18 protein-coding genes and 2 pseudogenes are annotated in these 19,281 nt (G+C 35.6%); 3 read left to right on the top strand and 17 right to left on the bottom strand.

Translation table 11 applies throughout. From position 1 onward, the window contains the following. The 4 genes from JHK64_RS06165 to JHK64_RS06180 all read right to left on the bottom strand — a co-directional run. Positions 1 to 782, bottom strand: a 782-nt coding sequence (locus tag JHK64_RS06165; protein ID WP_199568131.1) for an Ig-like domain-containing protein, incomplete at its 3' end; no start/stop codon positions are given. Between the two features lie 227 nt (positions 783 to 1,009). After that, complete coding sequence (locus JHK64_RS06170) at positions 1,010 to 2,251, bottom strand: S41 family peptidase (protein WP_199568132.1); 1,242 nt, start codon at positions 2,249 to 2,251, stop codon at positions 1,010 to 1,012. 66 nt (positions 2,252 to 2,317) lie between these two features. Beyond that, on the bottom strand, positions 2,318 to 2,845 hold the full coding sequence (locus JHK64_RS06175) for a DUF2812 domain-containing protein (RefSeq protein WP_199568133.1): 528 nt from the start codon (positions 2,843 to 2,845) through the stop codon (positions 2,318 to 2,320). Continuing rightward, positions 2,835 to 3,161 (bottom strand): PadR family transcriptional regulator, encoded by a 327-nt coding sequence (locus JHK64_RS06180; RefSeq protein WP_199568134.1) that lies wholly within the window; start codon positions 3,159 to 3,161, stop codon positions 2,835 to 2,837. The genes JHK64_RS06175 and JHK64_RS06180 overlap by 11 nt, the downstream gene beginning before the upstream one ends. Before the next feature lie 185 nt (positions 3,162 to 3,346). Here JHK64_RS06180 and JHK64_RS06185 point away from each other — a divergent pair, with 185 nt between their 5' ends. The 3 genes from JHK64_RS06185 (at position 3,347) to JHK64_RS06195 (ending at position 6,448) form a co-directional block, all read left to right on the top strand. Then, positions 3,347 to 4,786: an amidase gene (locus tag JHK64_RS06185; RefSeq protein ID WP_199568135.1), complete on the top strand. Its 1,440-nt coding sequence runs from the start codon at positions 3,347 to 3,349 to the stop codon at positions 4,784 to 4,786. 99 nt (positions 4,787 to 4,885) lie between these two features. Further along, a complete protein-coding gene (locus tag JHK64_RS06190) occupies positions 4,886 to 5,749 on the top strand; it encodes a transporter substrate-binding domain-containing protein (RefSeq protein WP_199568136.1) in 864 nt (287 codons plus the stop codon). A gap of 42 nt (positions 5,750 to 5,791) precedes the next feature. Beyond that, positions 5,792 to 6,448, top strand: a complete 657-nt coding sequence (locus JHK64_RS06195) for an amino acid ABC transporter permease (RefSeq protein ID WP_199568137.1) — start codon at positions 5,792 to 5,794, stop codon at positions 6,446 to 6,448. A gap of 42 nt (positions 6,449 to 6,490) precedes the next feature. Here the strand turns inward: JHK64_RS06195 and JHK64_RS06200 are convergent, their stop codons facing one another. From JHK64_RS06200 to JHK64_RS06250, 13 genes and pseudogenes are all read right to left on the bottom strand, one after another. Beyond that, on the bottom strand, positions 6,491 to 6,769 hold the full coding sequence (locus JHK64_RS06200; RefSeq protein WP_199568138.1) for a hypothetical protein: 279 nt from the start codon (positions 6,767 to 6,769) through the stop codon (positions 6,491 to 6,493). 182 nt (positions 6,770 to 6,951) lie between these two features. After that, entirely contained in the window at positions 6,952 to 7,923 is a 972-nt protein-coding gene (locus JHK64_RS07590) for a pneumococcal-type histidine triad protein (RefSeq protein ID WP_425507307.1), read from the bottom strand. Positions 7,924 to 8,028: 105 nt separating this feature from the next. Continuing rightward, positions 8,029 to 8,328: pseudogene (locus tag JHK64_RS07595) on the bottom strand (pneumococcal-type histidine triad protein); the annotation flags it as partial. A 422-nt stretch (positions 8,329 to 8,750) separates the two neighbouring features. Continuing rightward, positions 8,751 to 9,873, bottom strand: a pseudogene (locus tag JHK64_RS07600) (pneumococcal-type histidine triad protein); the annotation flags it as partial. Positions 9,874 to 9,881: 8 nt separating this feature from the next. Then, positions 9,882 to 10,820: a metal ABC transporter solute-binding protein, Zn/Mn family gene (locus tag JHK64_RS06210; protein WP_199568140.1), complete on the bottom strand. Its 939-nt coding sequence runs from the start codon at positions 10,818 to 10,820 to the stop codon at positions 9,882 to 9,884. Positions 10,821 to 11,009: 189 nt separating this feature from the next. Beyond that, a complete protein-coding gene (locus JHK64_RS06215; protein ID WP_199568141.1) occupies positions 11,010 to 11,810 on the bottom strand; it encodes a carbohydrate-binding family 9-like protein in 801 nt (266 codons plus the stop codon). 39 nt (positions 11,811 to 11,849) lie between these two features. After that, positions 11,850 to 12,563: a transaldolase gene (locus JHK64_RS06220; protein ID WP_199568142.1), complete on the bottom strand. Its 714-nt coding sequence runs from the start codon at positions 12,561 to 12,563 to the stop codon at positions 11,850 to 11,852. Between the two features lie 9 nt (positions 12,564 to 12,572). Continuing rightward, positions 12,573 to 13,931 carry a PTS ascorbate transporter subunit IIC gene (ulaA, locus tag JHK64_RS06225; protein ID WP_199568143.1) on the bottom strand — a complete coding sequence of 453 codons (1,359 nt, stop codon included), beginning with the start codon at positions 13,929 to 13,931 and terminating at the stop codon, positions 12,573 to 12,575. Positions 13,932 to 13,943: 12 nt separating this feature from the next. Continuing rightward, complete coding sequence (locus JHK64_RS06230; RefSeq protein WP_199568144.1) at positions 13,944 to 14,225, bottom strand: PTS sugar transporter subunit IIB; 282 nt, start codon at positions 14,223 to 14,225, stop codon at positions 13,944 to 13,946. Next, positions 14,222 to 16,288 (bottom strand): BglG family transcription antiterminator, encoded by a 2,067-nt coding sequence (locus tag JHK64_RS06235; RefSeq protein ID WP_199568145.1) that lies wholly within the window; start codon positions 16,286 to 16,288, stop codon positions 14,222 to 14,224. Before JHK64_RS06235 ends, JHK64_RS06230 begins: the two co-directional genes overlap by 4 nt. Positions 16,289 to 16,442: 154 nt before the next feature. Beyond that, positions 16,443 to 16,928, bottom strand: coding sequence for a cupin domain-containing protein (locus JHK64_RS06240; RefSeq protein WP_199568146.1), 486 nt, complete (start codon positions 16,926 to 16,928; stop codon positions 16,443 to 16,445). A gap of 231 nt (positions 16,929 to 17,159) precedes the next feature. Then, on the bottom strand, positions 17,160 to 17,753 hold the full coding sequence (locus tag JHK64_RS06245; protein ID WP_199568147.1) for a class I SAM-dependent methyltransferase: 594 nt from the start codon (positions 17,751 to 17,753) through the stop codon (positions 17,160 to 17,162). Between the two features lie 166 nt (positions 17,754 to 17,919). Next, positions 17,920 to 19,212, bottom strand: coding sequence for a hypothetical protein (locus JHK64_RS06250; protein ID WP_199568148.1), 1,293 nt, complete (start codon positions 19,210 to 19,212; stop codon positions 17,920 to 17,922). Positions 19,213 to 19,281 lie beyond the last annotated feature (69 nt).

Below are 19,281 nucleotides of genomic sequence, written 5' to 3' on the forward strand. Positions count from 1 at the left end.
ATCATTAGTTGTGTGGTCGAATTATTTGGTCGTGAAGTGTCATATGGAGCAGCTGTACCTACCGCTACTTGTCCTTCATTGCCTGCTTTATCAATGATGTAGGCAGAAATGGTAGTAGCTGGAGCCATTTCTACTTCTTGACCATTTTGAAGAATATCTTGAGTAACGGTATAAGACATACCATTAATCATCAAAACATCACCAACTTCTGTACCAGTTGGAACAGTAACCCATGCTGTGATTGTACCATCAGGACCAACTTCTGCGTGATTATAAACACCGTCAGCGCCTGGATCTTCAAAAGAGATAGTAGGTGAAAGGGGTGCTATCGTGTCAACAACAAACTGGACGAGGTTACTACTTCCTTGAGTACCGTCAACACCATTATAATAGCTACCAGACAATAACGTAATTTTCCCTTCCCCGCTATAATCATAGATAGGAACAATATTTGCTGTCCAGGTCTTTCCACCATCAACAGAAGAAAGATTATTGAGAGAAACGCCCATCGTTTTAAAGTCAGATGGTTCTAGACCAACAACTTTGTCAGTAAAAGTGATGTGAAGAGTTGTTTTCTCTCCAATGGATAGCATAGTATCATCAAGTGAAAATTGTTCAAATGTTGTTTCAGCATGAACAGTCATCGGTTCACCGATGATTGGTGCGTTTGGTGAGAAAGCAGAAATGATTAGAGTAACTAAAACAGTGACTAAGCCAATAAGACAGTTTTTGAATATAGATTTATGAAGACCACTAGGCCTTGAATGACTAAATGTTTTCATGTGTTCTATCCTCCTCTTATTCCATAACAAAACTTTATTAAAATATTCTAATAAATTATTACAAAATGATAGTTAACCCGTTTGTTTCTCCTCCTTTCTCACCCGTATTCTAGCATTTTGTCTTATAACTGTACAGTAATTATACAAGATTAAAAACTATTTTTATGCTAATTAAAACGGTTACAAACAAAAATTATTAAAATCTTATTTTTTGAGAATTTAGATGCTTATTTCAACAATTTCAAACACACTTCTAAATCAATATCTTGAAAAAGATGTTGAGGGGTAAAAGGGATTAAAATATCTGGTGCAACTCCTTTATCTGTCATCCCTTGACCAAAATCGATGGCTAAACTTCTTGAGGTAGGAAATACTAGTTGATAGTCACCTAGGAAAGCCCTACAAACGTTAGAGTAGTCCAAGATTCCCATGGTTGGTCGACCAAGAACAGTCACTTTTGGGAATTTTTTCATCATCTGAACAAAGTTATCACCCGAAGAAGCACAATAGACATCGCTTAAAATAAAAATTTCTTTCGGCCATTTTAAGCCAGTCATTTCTGGAAAGACAGTATCATCATCAAAAAGCACGAAATCATCATTTTGATGACAAATTAATTCTTTTTTAAAACTTTCAATCAGTCGTCTTGTTTCTTCAGTAGTTGTTTCTTGTTCTAAAATTTCTTCAAATTGTGCTAACCTTAACGCCACATTACGCTTAGTATACAAGATTTCCATCTGATCATCATCAAAATTAATATCATCTAAACTTTTGCCTTCTGGTAGTGCATATTTCAGCAAAGGAAAATATAAGGAATCCGTGCCACCATGATTGGTTCTGACATCAATGACAAGTGCTTTAGCCTGTTCAATGGCTGATTGACTGTCTTGAAAGAGTTGACTAATGGCTGATTCATCGTAAAAATTTTCCATTTTTAGATAAACAATAGCATCAGTTAGTCGCTTCCATTCAAAAACGCTATCGGTGATTGGTAGTTTCGTTTTTTCAACTAAAATCTTGTGAGGTTTACCATCTCTTTTAACAGTCACATGGCTAGCCCTAGTGATAAGGATGGCCCAGTCCATAAATTGGCGTTCAGGTGTTGGACTAACAAAAAAAGTCTTGTGCTTGTCATAGTAAGTAGAGATTGGGACATCGTCTATAGCAACAATGGCATCCCCTTTTTGGAGGTTGGTGTCTTTATTTGCTGATAAAACGTATAAGACATTATCAACCCGACGAAGCCTAAAACCATTAGGTTCTACTTTTTTGGGTCCAAAGTAGACATGACTCAAAATACCAAAACTCGCTATATAAGAATGCATGAGATAGAGAAAATCATCTTCAGACATGTCATCATCAATCAAGGAACGGTAATCGTCTGGATTAGCGCCCTTGATATCCTTTTTCGTCGACGAATCTTCTCTCAAATAGCGAACGACTTCTTCAAAAATTTCTGTTTTTTTCATTTAACTTCTCCATAAACTTCTATATTAATGAGGGATCTGTTAAACTGGTTAAACCTTCCCATTGATTTAACCTCCTTTAATCTTCTTAACCAATTGTCGATATTTCAATAATTGTATTCCGACAATCACTAAGGATAGAACACAAATCATCAATAGAAATTTATCAGCCCAGGTATGAAAGCGTGTTACTACAAAAATACCATAAGTCAAAAAGAGAAGAACAATCCCATAGATAGTTGGAAATTTGATACTTTTTTTCGCGCGATTTAATTTTGAATCCATATCACTAAATAAAGTCAAATCACCATCATTATCTTTTTTAGGTTTTCTAAAATAGTACCAATGATTATACTTAAAAACATACTCCCAGCCATAATCTTGACACATAGCAATATAGGTTTCTTCATCACTGGTTTCTTCTAAGATATCCAATTGATAGACATAGTCTTCTTGTCTTGTTTCTTCAAACACATATGTGTTAAGTCCCTTAATCTCAACAAAACGCCAACCATTTTGATGTTGTTTTTCTAAAAAGCTTTCTTCTTCTAAAAAATCAACCATCGAAAAAAAGCGATGTATTTTTTTAATTGTCATGGTTATTCTCTCCTTTAATATTATGATACATTCTTTCAATCCGTTTCATCTCTATCTGCAAAATCTCTAGGCCTAAAGGTGTAATCTGATAGAGTTTTCGTTTCCCTTGGGCTCTTGAAAAAGCGATAAGCCCATCACTTTCCATTTTCGATAAACTACCATACATGGTGCCTGCACTAATAATCACCTCATCATTGGTCATTTCTCTAACCATTTGTGTAATATTATAACCATGTCTTTCTTCTTGCAGACAGTAAAGGATATAGAATCCCGTTTCTGTCATTGGTAGATAAATTCGTTTAAGACGTTCATCCATCATCCCACCTCCTTAATAATATTTTATATCGTACTTCTATCTATATTATATCGAGGTGCGATATACTTGTCAAGGATTTTAAGAAAGATAGAAAACTGATTAATCTCTTTGCATCTTCCTTGGCTTTCTTTTATAATAAAACTAACATGACGACTCACAAGAATCGACTAGAAAGAAGGAAAATCATGATAGATGCAACACAAATGGCACAAAACGTTCATTCTAAAGAAGTCAGTCCTTTAGAATTAGTGAAGGAAGCTATTCAAAAAACTGAAAGGATTAATCCTAAGTTAAATGCTATTACTAATGAACGCTTTGAAAAAGCTTTAAATGAAGCCAAGACACGAGATTTTTCTGGTAAATTATTTGCTGGTGTCCCTATCTTTTTAAAGGATTTAGGACAAGAACAAGAAGGAGAACCGTCAACATCTGGCTCTAAACTTTTCAAAGACTACCGTGCTACAGCTTCTGATTATTATGTACAAAAACTTGAAGAACTCGGTTTTATAATTCTTGGGCGAACTAACACCCCCGAGTTTGGTTTTAAAAATATTTCAGATAGTGCCCTTCATGGTAGTGTTAATTTGCCTGATGACCTCTCAAGAAATGCAGGTGGTTCTTCTGGAGGGGCTGCAGCTTTAGTGGCAGCAGGTATCTCTCCTTTAGCGCCTGCCAGTGATGGTGGTGGTTCTATCAGAATTCCTGCTTCTTTTAATGGTCTCATCGGCTTAAAACCCACAAGAGGTCGTATTCCTGTTGGTCCTAGTTCCTATCGTGGTTGGCAAGGAGCTTCTGTTCAATTTGCTCTAACTAAGACCGTCAGAGACACCAAAAACTTGCTACAAGGCTTACAAGTTTACCAGATCGAAAGTCCATTTCCTTTACCAACACTGACTAAGGAGGATTTCCAACAAAAAAGCAAGAAACCACTGAAAATTGCTGTTCAACTTGACTCACCTATTGGAGGACTTGTCTCAGAGGATGCCAAACAAGCAGTGAAAAAGGCTATTGCTTTTCTAGAACAAGAAGGTCATTACGTCACACTTATAGATAAACCTGTTATTGATGGCATTGAAGCCATGCAGACTTATTATTTAATCACTTCTGTTGAAACAGCTGCTATGTTTGATAGAATTGAACATTTTTTAAAACGCCCTTTGACAACAGATGATATGGAAGTCATGTCTTGGGCCCTTTACCAAATGGGGCAAAACATTGCTGCTAAAGACTACACAAAAGCCATTTCTCAGTGGGATCAATACAGTCGACTCATGGCTTTGTTCCACCAAGAGTATGATGTGCTATTATCGCCAACAACAGCTGATGTTGCGCCTAAACATGAGCAATTATTATTGACAAAACAACAATTGATTCGTCTAGAAAATAGTGAAGATGTTTCATTAGATGAACAAAAAGAGCTGGTTTGGGATATGTTTGCAAACAGTTTAGATCTCACCCCCTTCACTCAGCAAGCCAACATGACAGGACAACCTAGTATTAGTCTCCCTGTCTATCGTAATGAAGATAAATTGGCCATAGGGATTCAATTAACTGCTGCTAAAGGACGAGAAGATTTGTTACTCTCTATCGCAGAACTCTTTGAAAAAAATCAACAATTTTTATAAGACAAAAATAGCAGTTTGAATAATTGATTATTATACTTATAAAGTGTAAAATAAATCGTAAATGCATTAATGCATAATAAATTTATAAAGGATGGTCTTATGGCTAAAAAAATCTACTCCCTTCTAGTTGTTCTTGTTGCCGCAATTTTGTTGGTGGCATGTGGTTCTAGTAATACTAAAGATTCTGGCTCACAAGCAGATGCTAAGTGGGAAAAAATCCAAGAAGCTGGCAAGTTAAAAGTTGCTACGTCAGGAACACTCTTTCCACAGTCTTACCACAATGATGACAATAAATTAACGGGTTATGATGTTGAAATTATTAGAGAAATTGCTAAGCGTTTAGACTTAGATGTTGAATTTGTCGAAATGAACGTTGATGGTATGCTTGCTGCCATTGATAGTGGTCAAATTGATGTCGCTGGTTATTCCATTGAAAAAGACAGCAAAAATGCAGAAAAATTCCTCTACACAACAACTCATAAATACTCTTTCTCATCAATGGTTGTTCGTAAATCTGACGATTCAGGAATCAAAACGCTAGAAGATTTAAAAGGTAAAAAAGCCGCAGGTGCTTCTACAACTTCTTATATGAAAGTAGCTAAAAAATTTGGTGCTGAATTGGTTATCTATGATAATGTGACAAATGATGTTTACCTTCAAGACGTTGCCAATGGTCGTACAGATGTTATTCTAAATGACTTCTACCTCCAAACAATGGCAACAAAAGCATTACCTGATATCCCTGTAAAAGTATTAGAAGGTCTTTACTACAATCCTTCAGAAGCTAACTTTGCTCTTAAATTAGATAATACAACTCTTCAAGCTAAAATGAATGAAGCCTTAGAAGACATGCGCCAAGATGGCACACTAACTAAATTATCTGAGCAATTCTTTGCCGGTGAGGACGTTTCAAAAGAAAAAGATTATGATTTTGAAAAAATTGATGTTTCTGACGTTGAATAATCATAAACATCACATCATTTGAAATACAATAAGGAGAAATAAATGTCTTTTATTAATTTTAAATTGATGATTGATAATTTTGGATTTGTCTTGACTGGACTGCCCTATACTCTAGGAATTGCAGGCCTTAGTTTTGTTACTGGATTAACACTAGGACTCTTTTTAGCTTTGATGAGACGATCAAAATCATTTTTTTTACAGACACTTGTGCAAGCTTATGTATCAATCATGCGCGGTGTCCCAATGATTGTTGTTCTTTTCATGCTCTATTTTGCCCTACCGTATTTTGGCATTCAGCTACCCGCTCTTCTTTGTGCCTATATTGGTTTTAGCACAGTCAGTTCAGCCTATATTTCAGAAATCTTTCGTTCATCAATTGCAGCCATTGATGCTGGTCAATGGGAAGCAGCTCGTGCTTTAGGATTACCTCAACGAATTATTGTTCAAAAAGTGATTCTACCTCAAGCTATTCGAGTAGCGATTCCTCCTCTTGGAAATGTAGTTGTTGATATGATTAAAAGCTCATCTCTTGCTGCCATGATAACAGTCCCTGACATTTTTCAAAATGCTAGAATTGTTGGTGGTCGTGAGTGGGATTACATGAGTATGTATATTTTAGTGGCATTTATTTATTGGTCTTTATGTATCTTATTTGAACGTTTCCAAAATTATCTAGAAAAACGATTAATACTGGAATAAACAGTTAAAGATAAAAAACCACCTAATAGGTGGTTTTTTATTTTATAATAAATCAGTTTTTGATATAGCTATTGATGGGTAGTGGTCTAACATTGTTAGATCGGTATCCAAGAGCACACTATAGACCATATAATATTTTTCTGGATGAGATGCCGACAATTCTTCTAATTTTTCTTTTGCTCGTTTCTTATCCTTAGTAGCAAAAACAACTGAAACAACTCCTACTTTTTCTGTTTCATTTTCATCAACCTCTCCACAAAGAATTAACTTAAGAGGCGCAATACCATTTAATCCTTGTTCAATATAATCTTGGTGAGACATTATTAACCTCCTGTAATGATTGCTGGCTACCTTATCACAACTTTCTTATGATAGAGATGCTTCTTTTCTTCATTATAACATATTGATATAAGATAAAATTTCTGCAAAGCGATTCAAACATTAAAAATGCTTTCGCTCATTCTCAATGAATAAAAAAACTGGGGATTCCCCAGTTTTTAATATTATGGTGTTACTTCTTCTAAAGTAGCAAGATCTACGATAACTGTTGTGCCATCTTTTTTAGCAACGGTTACTTGTCCTGGTGCAGCATATGACATTTTATCCACTGCAACATTATAGCGTCGTGTGAGAGCGAGCAATTTGTTAAAGTAGTCGTCACCACTTAAACCATGACGTTCTCCTTCAGTACGCATTTGTGCATCAAATGGATCTTCCTCTTCTTCCCAGTCTTCTTCGTCATCAACTTCTTCGTCAGTTTCAGTTGTTTCAGAATTATTATCGTCTGGCTCTTCACCAAAACCATAGTTATTATCCCAGATACCAATATGACTTTCTGTGTCTTCTTTAGCATCAGTTCCCCAACCATCTTCTTTAGGAGCTTCTTCTGGGTGTGCCATATAGTATTTAATCGTTGCCAATAGTTCTTTAATACTATAACCATCTGATAAAAGAGAGCCTTGGTCTAACCAACTGAGACGAACATTATGGTAATGATCTAAATGAGGAATGATCAATTGCCCATCAACGTATCTTACCGCATGATACATATTGCCCTTAATCTTGTCTATTGGAACAATTTTTTCAGGAAGAACTTTTGCGAAAACGTCTGTTGCTTTTAAGCCAGTAGCATCTAATTCACTAGCTGAAATAAGTTGTGAGTCATTTGCTGTTGTATCGTTCTTTTCAGGGGCTGTTTCATTATTTGTTGACTCTGAAGTGTTTTGACGGCTAGCCAAGAATTCTTCTGCAGCCTTTCGTTCAGCCTCAGATAAATCTTTTTTAGGAATCCAGTGTTCGTGGTCCATGTGTGGTGTGATGTAAGCTTCACCTGCATCTCTTATGATATCTTTGGCATCAAAGATATAACCATCTGAAGTAGCGTATTTACCTGCTTTTTTAGCTTCTGCTATTTCTTTAGCTGAGTACACAATTTGTGAATTTGGTTTTCCTTCACGCTCTGATTCAGGCGTCACTGGATGACTTTCTTCACCTTCATGGTGGTGACCTGCTTCATCGTGATGATGGTCTTCACCTTCGTGATGGTGATGGTCTGTTTCATCATGTTTGTCAGTATTTCCTTTATGAATATCTGCGTCTTCACCCCATCCAGCTTTTTTAGGGCGTTTGTCAGGGTTTTCCATATAATACTTAGCTGTCGCTAAATAGGCATTTAATCTATAGGTTTTATCGCTTACTTCAAAGATTTCTGGTTCTTTATCAATCCATTTTAATTGAACATAATGATAATGGTCAATATGAGGGATAATAAAAACTCCGTCTTTGTACTCAGTTGCAAGCGTTATGCCATAAAGCATATCTTCTGGATCAATGATAGCTTTTCCTTGAATAGCTTCATAAATTTCTTGTGCTGTCCAACCCTTATAGTCATAATTCTCATCTAAAACAGCATCTTGTGGTACCCAATGACGACCAACTTTTCTCATCTCTTTTCGAGTGTTATCATTTTCAGAGGTTTGAGGATTTGTTGCTTTATCATCAGCTGTTTCGTTATTTGTAGCTTGGTCATCAGTAGAGTCTTCATTAGTAGATTCGTTATCTACATCGTCTTCATCCTCGGTATTGTCCCAAGAAAAACCTGAAAGTCCACCTAAAATCTTATCCAAAATGTCTTTATTGTTTTGTTTATCAGATTCAGTAGTATCTTTGGCATCATTACTGTGATCTGCATCATGATGATGATCTGCTCCCTCGTCATGATGATCTGCTTCGTCATGGTGATGGTGCTCTTCAATCTGTTGATTGTTGTGTTGAGTTTGCTTGTTATCTTTCAACAACCTAGTAATTTTTTCTTCTAAAGGACTCATTTGAGAATAAGGAATGTAATGGTAGTGATCACCGTGAGGGACCGCAACACCATTATCTGACCAACTATAAATGGTTTGAGGGTCATAGACTAAACCATCTGATTCAACATGTCGCTGCTTAAGAGGTAGTGCATAAAGTTGTTTGAGTAAGTCGGCAATGATATTTTCTTGTTTTTGAGATTGCTGTGTTTGTTGTGATGCGTTAGAGTGTTGTGTTGAGTTTTGTGATGTTTGTGAATGATTAGAGTGTTGCTCTTTTTTTTGGTTTCCAGTCCCTTGATTTGTCGTATGAGAAGATTGTGTTGAAGCTGTTGAATGGCTACCAGAACTTTGTGCCACATTCCCTTTTGGGGTAGTTTGTGGCGCACTTCCTTTTTTATTATTCCAGTAAGCTTGTGCTTGCGCTAATTCACTAGGTGATAAATCTTTTTTAGGAATAAAATGGAAATGATTACCATGTGGCACAATAAAGCCATCACCTGTATCTTCAATCACATCAGTTGGACTAAAGACATAACCATCATCCGTTCTATAGCGACCATCGCTCTTTTGACTGACTTGTGATTGTTTCTTACCTGATTTATGTTTTTTTTGAGCGGCTTCTAAGGTGCCTTTTTCTTTTTGTTCTTCAATTTGTGCTTTAGTACGAACGTTTTCACGTTTACTACCTTCTTTAAGATAAAGATAGTAATTCCCATTAACCTTAATGATATAACCATCTGCTACTTCATTAACAACGTCTGCTTGGTTAAAAGTATAATTTGGGTCATTCATGATAAGATCTTCACTGATAAGTGAATCAAAAGGTACCTTACCATTATAGTAATGATAGTGATCACCATGAGAAGTCACATAGCCATCATCAGTGATTTTAACCACGATTTGTTCAGCTGAAATGCCTTCTTCTTCATTAATTTGTTCTTGCGTTTTATTCTCTGATTTTGCTGTGGTATTAGATTTTTTGTCACCACCTTCAATATAGGCAACTTTATTATCATTTTTTGGAACTTCTTGGTTTTGATTCATTTGATAAGCTCCAACACCAACTGCTAATAAAAGAGCTGCGGTTGCTGAACCAATAATATATTTCTTTTTCATTCTATCTCCTACTTACTTAATTCTTGATAAAGTATTTCTAAATTATCTTTTACATTTTCCAAATAATTTTTATTGTTTTCTGGGTCTGCTTCAAGCGGACTAAGAGTTTTTAACTTTGCTCCTGTTGATTCAGCAACTGTTTCAGCAATTTTTTGAGAAACGTTTGCTTCAACAAAAATAGTTTTAACATTATTATCTTTGATAAATTCCCTAATCTCGATCAACTGACGCGGTTGTGGCTCTTGGTCTGGTGAAATACCTGCTATGCCTAATTGTGTTAATCCAAAGCGTTTAGCAAGATAAGAGAACGCTGTGTGTTGAGTGACAAAGGTTTTGTTTTTAACAGATTCAAATTTCTTCTGATATTCCTTTGTTATCTCTTGTGCTTCTTTTTTAAAAGCCTCAGCATTTTTTTCATAGGTTTCCTTGTTATCGGGATCAGCAGAAATCAGCATTTCTTTAATGTGTTCTACTTCTTCTGCCGCCAATTCTGGATCTGTCCAAGTATGAGGATCATATAAGGTGGCTGGATCAATGCCATCACCAGCTTCCATATCTTCAAGACCTTTCACCTTATCTAAAGACATTTTTTCAGATGCTTCAAGCACTTTTTCTTGGGAATCCTTGAGATTTTCCTTGATGTCTCCTGCCCATGCCTCCAAGGTGTGTGAATGGAAAATAAAGACATCAGCATCATAAATAGCTGCAACATCATTTGGCGATGGTTCAAAGGAATGGATACCATTTCCTGATTGAATCATTCTAACATTGTTTAAATCGCCAGACACTGCTTTTGTCATGGCGTAAATAGGATAAAAACTGGTAACAATATTTAACCCTTCTTGATTATCAGTAGTGTTTTCTGACTGTTGTTGACAAGCTGCCAAAACAACTGCAGAAACAAAAGTAATGATAACCAAGGAAAGATATGAAACTATTTTTTTCATTATCTTAATAAACTCCTCCATAAAATACTTATCCAGTTATATAACCGGTTAAGTAATATAATAACACTATGGGTTTAGTCTGTCAACCATTTACTGAAAACAATGAAAATATAACAAAAAGGTTGTTTCATCACTTTCTGATTAGCAAAAAAGCCTGCATCAATTGACGCAGGCTTTATTATTGAGTTATTATTTCAAGAATCTAAATTCTCCAAAAGAAGAATTGACATGAAAATCAGGATTTTGAGTTTTAGGATCGACCCAAGAAATCCATTCCATAACAGGATCATCACCTTCGTTTTCAGGCGCAGAAAATTCTGCGCGATAGGCTCCGACTTTTATGACATTATTGTTCAACAATTTCAAGTCTTCTAATGTTTTAATTGGAATTTTTCCTTCCACACTATAGCCATTATCTGTTTTTGTTGCAGCGGTTTCCAATCCTTCTAAGTTCCACTCACTGTCAAAATCTCTATAATATTCAATAGAATAATCATGAATTCGACCATCTGCATCAACTTCAATTGCATAGTAAAGTGGCATGCCATCTGGCGTTGGCTTATCAACGCTACCTCCAGCAAAGAATAATTCAACACGGTCTTCATTATCGACGGTACTTTCATCTTCTTTCCAATCACTATCAAGTAACACGTCTTGATCTAAAACATTGAAATGAAAATAAAAATCAGTGCCATCGTTAAAAGCTTTAAACTCTGTTAATGGGGCTTCTTTAGTATCCCAAGGAAAATGAAAACCTCCAGATAAGATTGGGACTGTCTCCCAAACAGCATCCTCTGACATCCCATCTATTTGTGGTTTTTCATTACGCATCACCACATCATAGTGAGGTGTTGTTGCTTCATTATAAGCAATAATCGTCTGGGTAGCCATCTCATTATTTGCTGGTGTTGCTGTATTACAACCAGTAAGAACTAATAATAGAGATAAACTCATCACCAAATAAAACCAATGCTTTGATAGTTTCTTCATATTATACCTCCTAACTATCAAACACAATGCATATCTTCTCTACAAAATGGAAAATCCTAGACTCTTACTATCAGACAAAAACGTTTGAACTGTTTCTAGTGAATATTGTTCTAAATCTTTATCCTTTAAATTGAGTTTTTTGATGATACCAGGTGTACAAGTAATAATATCAACACCCAATTTATCAGCTTGGTAGATGTTGAACACTTCTCTAGGACTGGCCCATAATAATTCAACTGAGTCTTTGGTTTGACAAACTGTTTTTGCAGAAGCCATTAGTGGTTCTGGATCAACACCCGTATCAGCTACTCGTCCAGCAAAAACAGAAACGATGGAAGGTGTCTTCTCACTAAGAGCTGCTACTACCTGTTCCACTTGATTCAAAGTAAAAATCGCAGTAACATTCACTTTAATACCTTCAGCTGATAAATCCTTAATAATAGGAATCGTACTGTCACCTTTTGAATTGGTGATTGGAATTTTAACATAAACATTATCTCCCAGACTGGCTATTTTTTTAGCTTCACGTTTCATTGTTTCTAAATCATCAGCAAAAACCTCAAAAGAAACTGGGTATTCAGTAATGACTTCTAAAACATCTTGAGCAAATGTTAAGTAATCTGAAACACCTGCTTTTTTCATTAAACTAGGATTTGTTGTAAAACCAGTAACCAGTCCAGAATTTAAATCGGCTATCATATCTTCCAAAACAGCACCATCTGAATAAATTTTAACCGAAAAATCCGTTTTCATTTTTTTACCTCACTCATGATTATTAATCGCTTCTTGAGATTTACTCATTAACGATGGCATAATTAAAACAGCTAACAAGACACCCACTATTACATAAACGCCGATAGATTGTGCAAATTCTCCCATACGGCCAAGTAAAATACCAAGAACAGCAAAGTCAAAATCTCCAAAAGTTGTATTACTAAAACCTAGATTTCCCAAAACTGGTAATAACATAGCTGGTAAAAATGCCAAGAATAGACCATTGACAAACGAACCTAAAATGGCACCCTTACGGCCTCCAGTAGCATTGCCAAAAATACCTGCTGTCGCACCACAAAAGAAATGAGGAACCATCCCAGGAATGATTAAGACACCACCAATTGCGCCTAAAATGAACATGCCAATAAGACCACCTAAAAAGCTAAAGGCAAAACCGATAATGACAGCTGTTGGTGCATAAGGGAAAAAGACTGCACAATCAACTGCAGGAACAGCGTTTGGAATCAGTTTAGTACTAACCCCTTCAAAAGCTGGAATCAAATCAGCCAAAATCATACGAACACCAGCATAGACGATAGCAACTCCCACTGCAAATTGTAGTCCAGATAAAATGGCAAAAATGAATGGATTTTTACCACCAGAAATACTTGATACAAAATCACCACCAGCAGCAATGGCAGCGATAAGATAGAAAACAATCATAATAAGCGCGGTAGAAATCGTTGTGTTTCTTAAAAAATTCCATTTTTCAGACACTTGAATATCCTCTGTGCTCTGACTTTCTTTACCAATCAAATCACCAATCCATGCTGCTAAATAGTAGCCCAAACTACCAAAGTGCCCCATAGCAATTTCATCACCATCTGTTACTTTTAAAGTATAACGTTGACCAATCGCTGGAGAAATAGCTGACCAAGCCCCTAAAATAAAACCACCTATAAGAATTAAGAGAACTCCTTTGAAATCTAAAGCGCCTAAAACAGCTGATAACAGACAAGCCATAAAGAAACTGTGATGACCGGTCAAGAAAATGTATTTAAAGCGTGTTAGACGTGCAATAATCAAATTAAATAATAAGCCAACTACTAAAATAGACATGGTTTCAACACCCAAAATTTGTTGGGCAACTGATGTGACGGCTTCATTATTTGGCACAACCCCAGTAATATGAAAGCCTTTTTCAATCATTTGTGCTAAAGGATCTAAATTAGCAACAATCACTCCAGCACCGGCAGATAACATGAGATAACCTAAAATTGGACCAAGTGTCCCAGTCATGACCTTATGAGCTGGCGATTTTAAAGCCAAAAGTCCCGCACAGGCAATCAAGCCCATCAAGAAAGCTGGCTCACTTAAGATATCTTTTAAAAAATCTAATATTACCATTTCTTATCCTCCCTATTTAGATAGCATCTCTTCTAGTACAGGCAATAAGTCTTCTTCTATCCTCTTTTTATTGGTATAGCTTCTTACAATACAAACTTTAGCCTCTTTAGGAAAAATATCTTTAAATTCTTTGACGGTTACAAATAAGTCTGCTTCTCGTCCAACAGCAGCATTTGAATCACAAGACTCAGCATCTATGTCATAACCGTGTTCCTTAGCAATTGCATCCACTTTCATTTTGAGTAATAAACTACTACCAATACCATTGCCACAAACTGTAATTATTTTCATCATTTCACCTCTTCATTTAACGTACACCACTTCAGTAACCGATAAATATCTTCTCTTGTTTTAGCAGCTATTAATTTTTGAAGCATTTTCTCATCATCTAAAATCATTACCAATTGTTGTAAAGCTTTTAAATGAGCAGAAGAATCAACAGCAGCTAGAACAAAAATCAGTTGCACCTCCTTTTCTTCATCATAATCATTTTTATCCAAATTAAAGGAAATAGGTTCTTGCAACTGCAATAAACTCATTCCCAATCGTTTAACACCTTTTTCTGGTGCTGCATGAGGTACTGCAACATGTGGTGCCAAAACAATATAAGCACCTAGTTTTTTAACAGAATCAATCATTGCAGTGATATAACTAGCTTCAATGTAGCCTTGTTTTAATAGTGGATCTGCTGCTAGAGTGATAGCTTCCTGCCAATCCTTAACTTTTTCTTTCGTTTGAATCAAGTCAATTGTCAACAAATCAGTCAATGATGCTCCCTCCCAACTCGTTGTATCTTGTTTGTCTAGTGATAAAAAATAGGTTGCTAAATCTTCTCTTAATGCTCTTTCATCTTCAATGAGACAGGATTTTTTAATAATTTTAAGTAAGTCGTCACTTTGAGAATAAAAAGAAGAGTGTAAGGAAAATTCATTGTAAACCGTTTTCTTCAATATTGTTTTTTCAACAGGATTCATAAAAGGCTGGACAACAAACAAAGGTTTATCCGTTTCAAAGAAAACCGTCGAAAAAATCACATCATAATCTTGTAGTTGTAATTCGTTAAGTTGGTCTAATTGATGGATATCTTTAAAAACAATTTCTGGTAAAAGTACCTTTAGCTCTGAACCTAAAATCAAAGAAGAACTGATGCCATTTGGACAAACAGCTAAAGCGACAATTTTTCGGTGATTACTCTTAGTTTGACGACTTGCCAAATAACCACCAAAATGCATGGTGAAATAAGCAACTTCATCATCACTAATCGTTTTTCCTAAGGCTTCACTAAGTGGAAAGAGACTTTTTTTAATTAAATAAAACAAACTCTCATATTCTGATAAAATGTGTTCTTTTAAAGGATTCACAATGTGATTATCAAATAATAATCGAAAATATGCTGGTGCTAAATGACAGTATAAATTTTTTCTAAATTGTTCATCGTTAGTAACGATAATCCCTGTCTTTGCTGACACCGTATCAATAATAGCTTCCATAATGGTTAGTATTTCTGGCTGAGGTGATATTCCCAAATCTCCTTGAGTACATCCCATTAGTCTTGTCGCAATAAAATAACAGTCTCTTTTTAAGTTAGGAAATTCTGCGACAAATTGTTTTGCCAACTCAAAAACAACAGTCTCTCTAATCAATTGTTTTTCTTTCTCAGAATACACCACCTTCCCTTCTAAACAAGACCATTTCAGACATAAAATAACATAAGATGTCGCCTCAACCCGCTCACTAATAAAAAATAATTGACTTCGGCTGGTGTCATTTACAAAAAATGGTGTGATTTGATCAAAATCAAATGGTTTTTGACAACTATAAAAGAGATAACGAATAATCCATTTGCCACTACTAAATTGTAGTAGTTCATTGATTGCCCATTCCAAAACTATGCGCAGTGCTTTAGGAGTTCCTGCTAAGGAATAACCTTTTCTTCGATTGTATGTGATTGTCACCTCTTTTGAAGCAAGAATTTTTTTTAAGTCTTTTAAATCATTTAACACACTATTTTTACTTATTCTTAAAACATCTTGAAGATGAAAGTTTGAGATATAATCTTCCTTTAATAGCAGATAGAGAACTATCATGTATGGTCTTTCGTCTTGAAAAATGTAGTGTTTGAGATGGGGTGATAACTTTGCAAATATATCCGTCACGGAAATGGATGGAAAAAAGATTTTATCGTTGTAAAGAGAGATGATAGGGATATCTAATTCCTCTAAAATGTTATTGATTTTATTAATATCAGATAAAATTGTTTTCTTAGAGACTCCTAAAACTCCCTCCAAATCTGATAATGAATAGCCATGATACTTAGAAAAGAATGGCAATTTTTTAACAATTTCGTTGGTTAGCATTATTAGCCTCCTAATTAAATTATATTATAAAACGTTTTCATTTTTTGGGGAATTGAGTCCAATTTACTATTCAAAAAGTAAAATCTCATTGTGCCAATCGTATTGCTATATTGATATAATAAAAATGGAAGAGACACTCGTCCCTCCCATTTTTTTATTTTGTTAATTGTTTAATAATCACTTCATATTCTGGGTATTTTGCTAGCAGTTCTTTACGGCTAAATAATTCAAAGTCTTCAAATTCAAAGCCTGGCGATACCATACAAGAAACAAGAGCAAAACCTTCTTCGACGGTTGAACCAAAGATGGTCCCTTTCGGCACACGGTATTGCAAGACTTCATTTTTTGATATATCTTTCCCCAAGATAACTTTTTCATAAGTCCCTTCTGGCGTTATCATATGGACCGTTAAGGCTTGTCCATCATGAAAGTACCAGATTTCATCAGCCGTTAAACGATGAAAGTGTGATGGGTTTTCTTTTTCCAAGAGAAAATAAATACTTGTGAAAAGGGAACGCTCTTTACCATCAATGGTTATCTTGTCCTTTGATCTTTCAACTTCACGAAAATAACCACCCTCTGGATGAGTCTTCATATCTAAGCAAGTTACCCACTCTGCAACTGATTTTGTCATCATCATTTCCTCATATACTCTTTTCTTTATTTTAACATATCAAAAAATTATTGGTCAATTGATAATAGTTGGTAATGATTTCAAATATTAAAAGATTATCAAATTTTGTTAAGATAAACCGTTATAACAGAAGTTTGATTCTCTTTTCGTCAACCATGACTGTTTTTACAATCCTTGGCAATAAAAAGCCAGTAACGATTTGTTACTGGTTTTTCTTATTGATTAAATAAAATTTTGTTAAGTTTTTTCAGTCTTAATCGCTTGTAAAATAAAAGCTTTTCCTTCTGGACGCATGAAAAGGGCATCCCCTTCAATAATGAGTTCCTTGGTCACTGTTTTCAAACCAAGCGTTTCCAGTTCTTTTGATAAATTCTCTAAATCAAAGCCACTATAGTTGGCATCAAGATCTTGGTAAAAATCAATCATGATGAATTGACCATTGTCATTTAATGAGACGAATAATTTTTCCAACAAGTCTTTATAATCTGGCACATGATGCAAGACCAATGAAATAAGAAGTAAATCATAAGCTTCCTTGATAGATTGGTTTGTTTCATCCACTAATTCTGTAGTGATATGGGTGTGACCTGTTGCTTCAATTTTTTGTTTTGCCTGATCCAACATGGCTTGACTGATATCTGTGATAATAATCTTTTTTGCCTTATCAGCTAAACCAAGAGCAAGGTTGCCTGTTCCGCCACCATAATCTACTACCGTATCAAACTGATATTCTTCTATCAAAGAACGTATCACCTTGTTAAAATGGTCTGCCAAAGCAAGCTGCTGTGGAGAATCATAGTGCTTTGCTTTTTCATCAAATTTATTAGCCATTTTCTTTCCTTTCTGAGATTGTTAACTAGTTAATCATATCAAAAAGTAATAAAGAATGCTAGAATTTGATATGGGATATGTGGTTTATAGTTTAGCCAAGATAATTAGCACTAGATGACAAAAAGAGAATCTTTTCGATTCTCTCTTTATCATGTCATATTATTTTTTAAAGGTAAGTTTCAATAGCGGTCAAATCAGTCTTGCCATCATTTTCAACGACGACTTCTTTTGCCCCTTCACCCTTAGCAATCACTTTCCCTGCGACTGTCATTTTGTCAACCGTTCCACCGTTAACATGGTAAGCAACAACCTTGGCACCATAAGTTTCAATATTTCCTTTGACATCAAGGGTTTTAATGCTACCGCCGGCTAAAACGCTGATGGCATCAGCAGCAAGTGTCATGATTTGACCTTTGACTAAGGTTTGACCAACTGATCCAGATGTTGAAATATCACTACCAATAGTGATGTCCCCAACGGGCTTACTGAATTGCATCCCGATGGACCCGTTACCTTTAGTAACAATTTTTTCAAAATAAGCTTTTTCGATAGTCCCGTCGTATTGGTTAAAGCCTCTTGCTCCTAAGCCATTGGTTGTAATCGTTTTTTCTGCTCTGAAATCTTTGACATCGCCAAAGTTAACAAAACCGATACCACTTTCTCCGTAGCTGATTACTTCTTCTTTGACAATCCAACAATCAACACTTCCCCAAACATCCAGAACCATGTCATTGGTACCATAAGTCACGACAACACCGTTTGATACGATTTCTTTAGCGTGGGCACCATAAACGATGAAAATACCACCGGTAATGAGATTGGGTTGACCAGACGGAATCATACCATTTGAATAAACGTCGTTGGTGGTTAATTGTTCAACATGAACAGGTCCTGAAGCATCATTAAAGCCTGAGATGAAGATACCACTACCAAGAACTGGTGCATTTTGTCTACCAACAGAAACGTTGTTGGCAACAACCTTAATCTCACTACCTTCTTCAGGATTGAAGTTGTAAATGGTTAAAGCGCCTTGATAGACATTAACACCATATTTCATCGGTCTTTCTGGATAAAATCTCGCATCAGCTGAAACAATATCTAACTCATCAATCACAACCGATAAGGTTTTGTTTATACCACGCGTCATTAACTGAACCATCCCAGTTACCACAAGGTTTTTAAGTGTCATTTGTCCCAAATCCATGCGCGTTGAGTCGATATAAATGGCTCTTTTAGCTGGTGAGGTTTGAATGGCAATGCCTGAAATGGCATTGTTTTGTGTCAAAGCAATCCCGTCACCATTAATAAAACTTAGTAAAATATTATCTGACCCAGCTGTCAAACGTTGACCTGGGTTCAATTTAATAGTATTAGGGACACTCATTGAATTTATCAATTCTATCTCTTTTTCATTAGCTAGAATAGCTTGCTTTAGTTCAATAAAATTTTTTACTTTCATTGGTTTACCCTCCTGGGTATCATTATAGCACTTATATTCTTAGTGAGTGAGTGATATGCTTATCGCTCT

The organism is Streptococcus zalophi (assembly GCF_016481285.1).
Taxonomy (GTDB): domain Bacteria; phylum Bacillota; class Bacilli; order Lactobacillales; family Streptococcaceae; genus Streptococcus; species Streptococcus zalophi.

Coding starts and splice junctions, on each gene's coding strand:
- JHK64_RS06170 (WP_199568132.1), bottom strand. CDS start 2,251: ATGAAAAAAACAGAAATTTTTGAAGAAGTCGTTCGCTATTTGAGAGAA.
- JHK64_RS06175 (WP_199568133.1), bottom strand. CDS start 2,845: ATGACAATTAAAAAAATACATCGCTTTTTTTCGATGGTTGATTTTTTA.
- JHK64_RS06180 (WP_199568134.1), bottom strand. CDS start 3,161: ATGGATGAACGTCTTAAACGAATTTATCTACCAATGACAGAAACGGGA.
- JHK64_RS06185 (WP_199568135.1), top strand. CDS start 3,347: ATGATAGATGCAACACAAATGGCACAAAACGTTCATTCTAAAGAAGTC.
- JHK64_RS06190 (WP_199568136.1), top strand. CDS start 4,886: ATGGCTAAAAAAATCTACTCCCTTCTAGTTGTTCTTGTTGCCGCAATT.
- JHK64_RS06195 (WP_199568137.1), top strand. CDS start 5,792: ATGTCTTTTATTAATTTTAAATTGATGATTGATAATTTTGGATTTGTC.
- JHK64_RS06200 (WP_199568138.1), bottom strand. CDS start 6,769: ATGTCTCACCAAGATTATATTGAACAAGGATTAAATGGTATTGCGCCT.
- JHK64_RS06210 (WP_199568140.1), bottom strand. CDS start 10,820: ATGAAAAAAATAGTTTCATATCTTTCCTTGGTTATCATTACTTTTGTT.
- JHK64_RS06215 (WP_199568141.1), bottom strand. CDS start 11,810: ATGAAGAAACTATCAAAGCATTGGTTTTATTTGGTGATGAGTTTATCT.
- JHK64_RS06220 (WP_199568142.1), bottom strand. CDS start 12,563: ATGAAAACGGATTTTTCGGTTAAAATTTATTCAGATGGTGCTGTTTTG.
- ulaA (WP_199568143.1), bottom strand. CDS start 13,931: ATGGTAATATTAGATTTTTTAAAAGATATCTTAAGTGAGCCAGCTTTC.
- JHK64_RS06230 (WP_199568144.1), bottom strand. CDS start 14,225: ATGATGAAAATAATTACAGTTTGTGGCAATGGTATTGGTAGTAGTTTA.
- JHK64_RS06235 (WP_199568145.1), bottom strand. CDS start 16,288: ATGCTAACCAACGAAATTGTTAAAAAATTGCCATTCTTTTCTAAGTAT.
- JHK64_RS06240 (WP_199568146.1), bottom strand. CDS start 16,928: ATGATGATGACAAAATCAGTTGCAGAGTGGGTAACTTGCTTAGATATG.
- JHK64_RS06245 (WP_199568147.1), bottom strand. CDS start 17,753: ATGGCTAATAAATTTGATGAAAAAGCAAAGCACTATGATTCTCCACAG.
- JHK64_RS06250 (WP_199568148.1), bottom strand. CDS start 19,212: ATGAAAGTAAAAAATTTTATTGAACTAAAGCAAGCTATTCTAGCTAAT.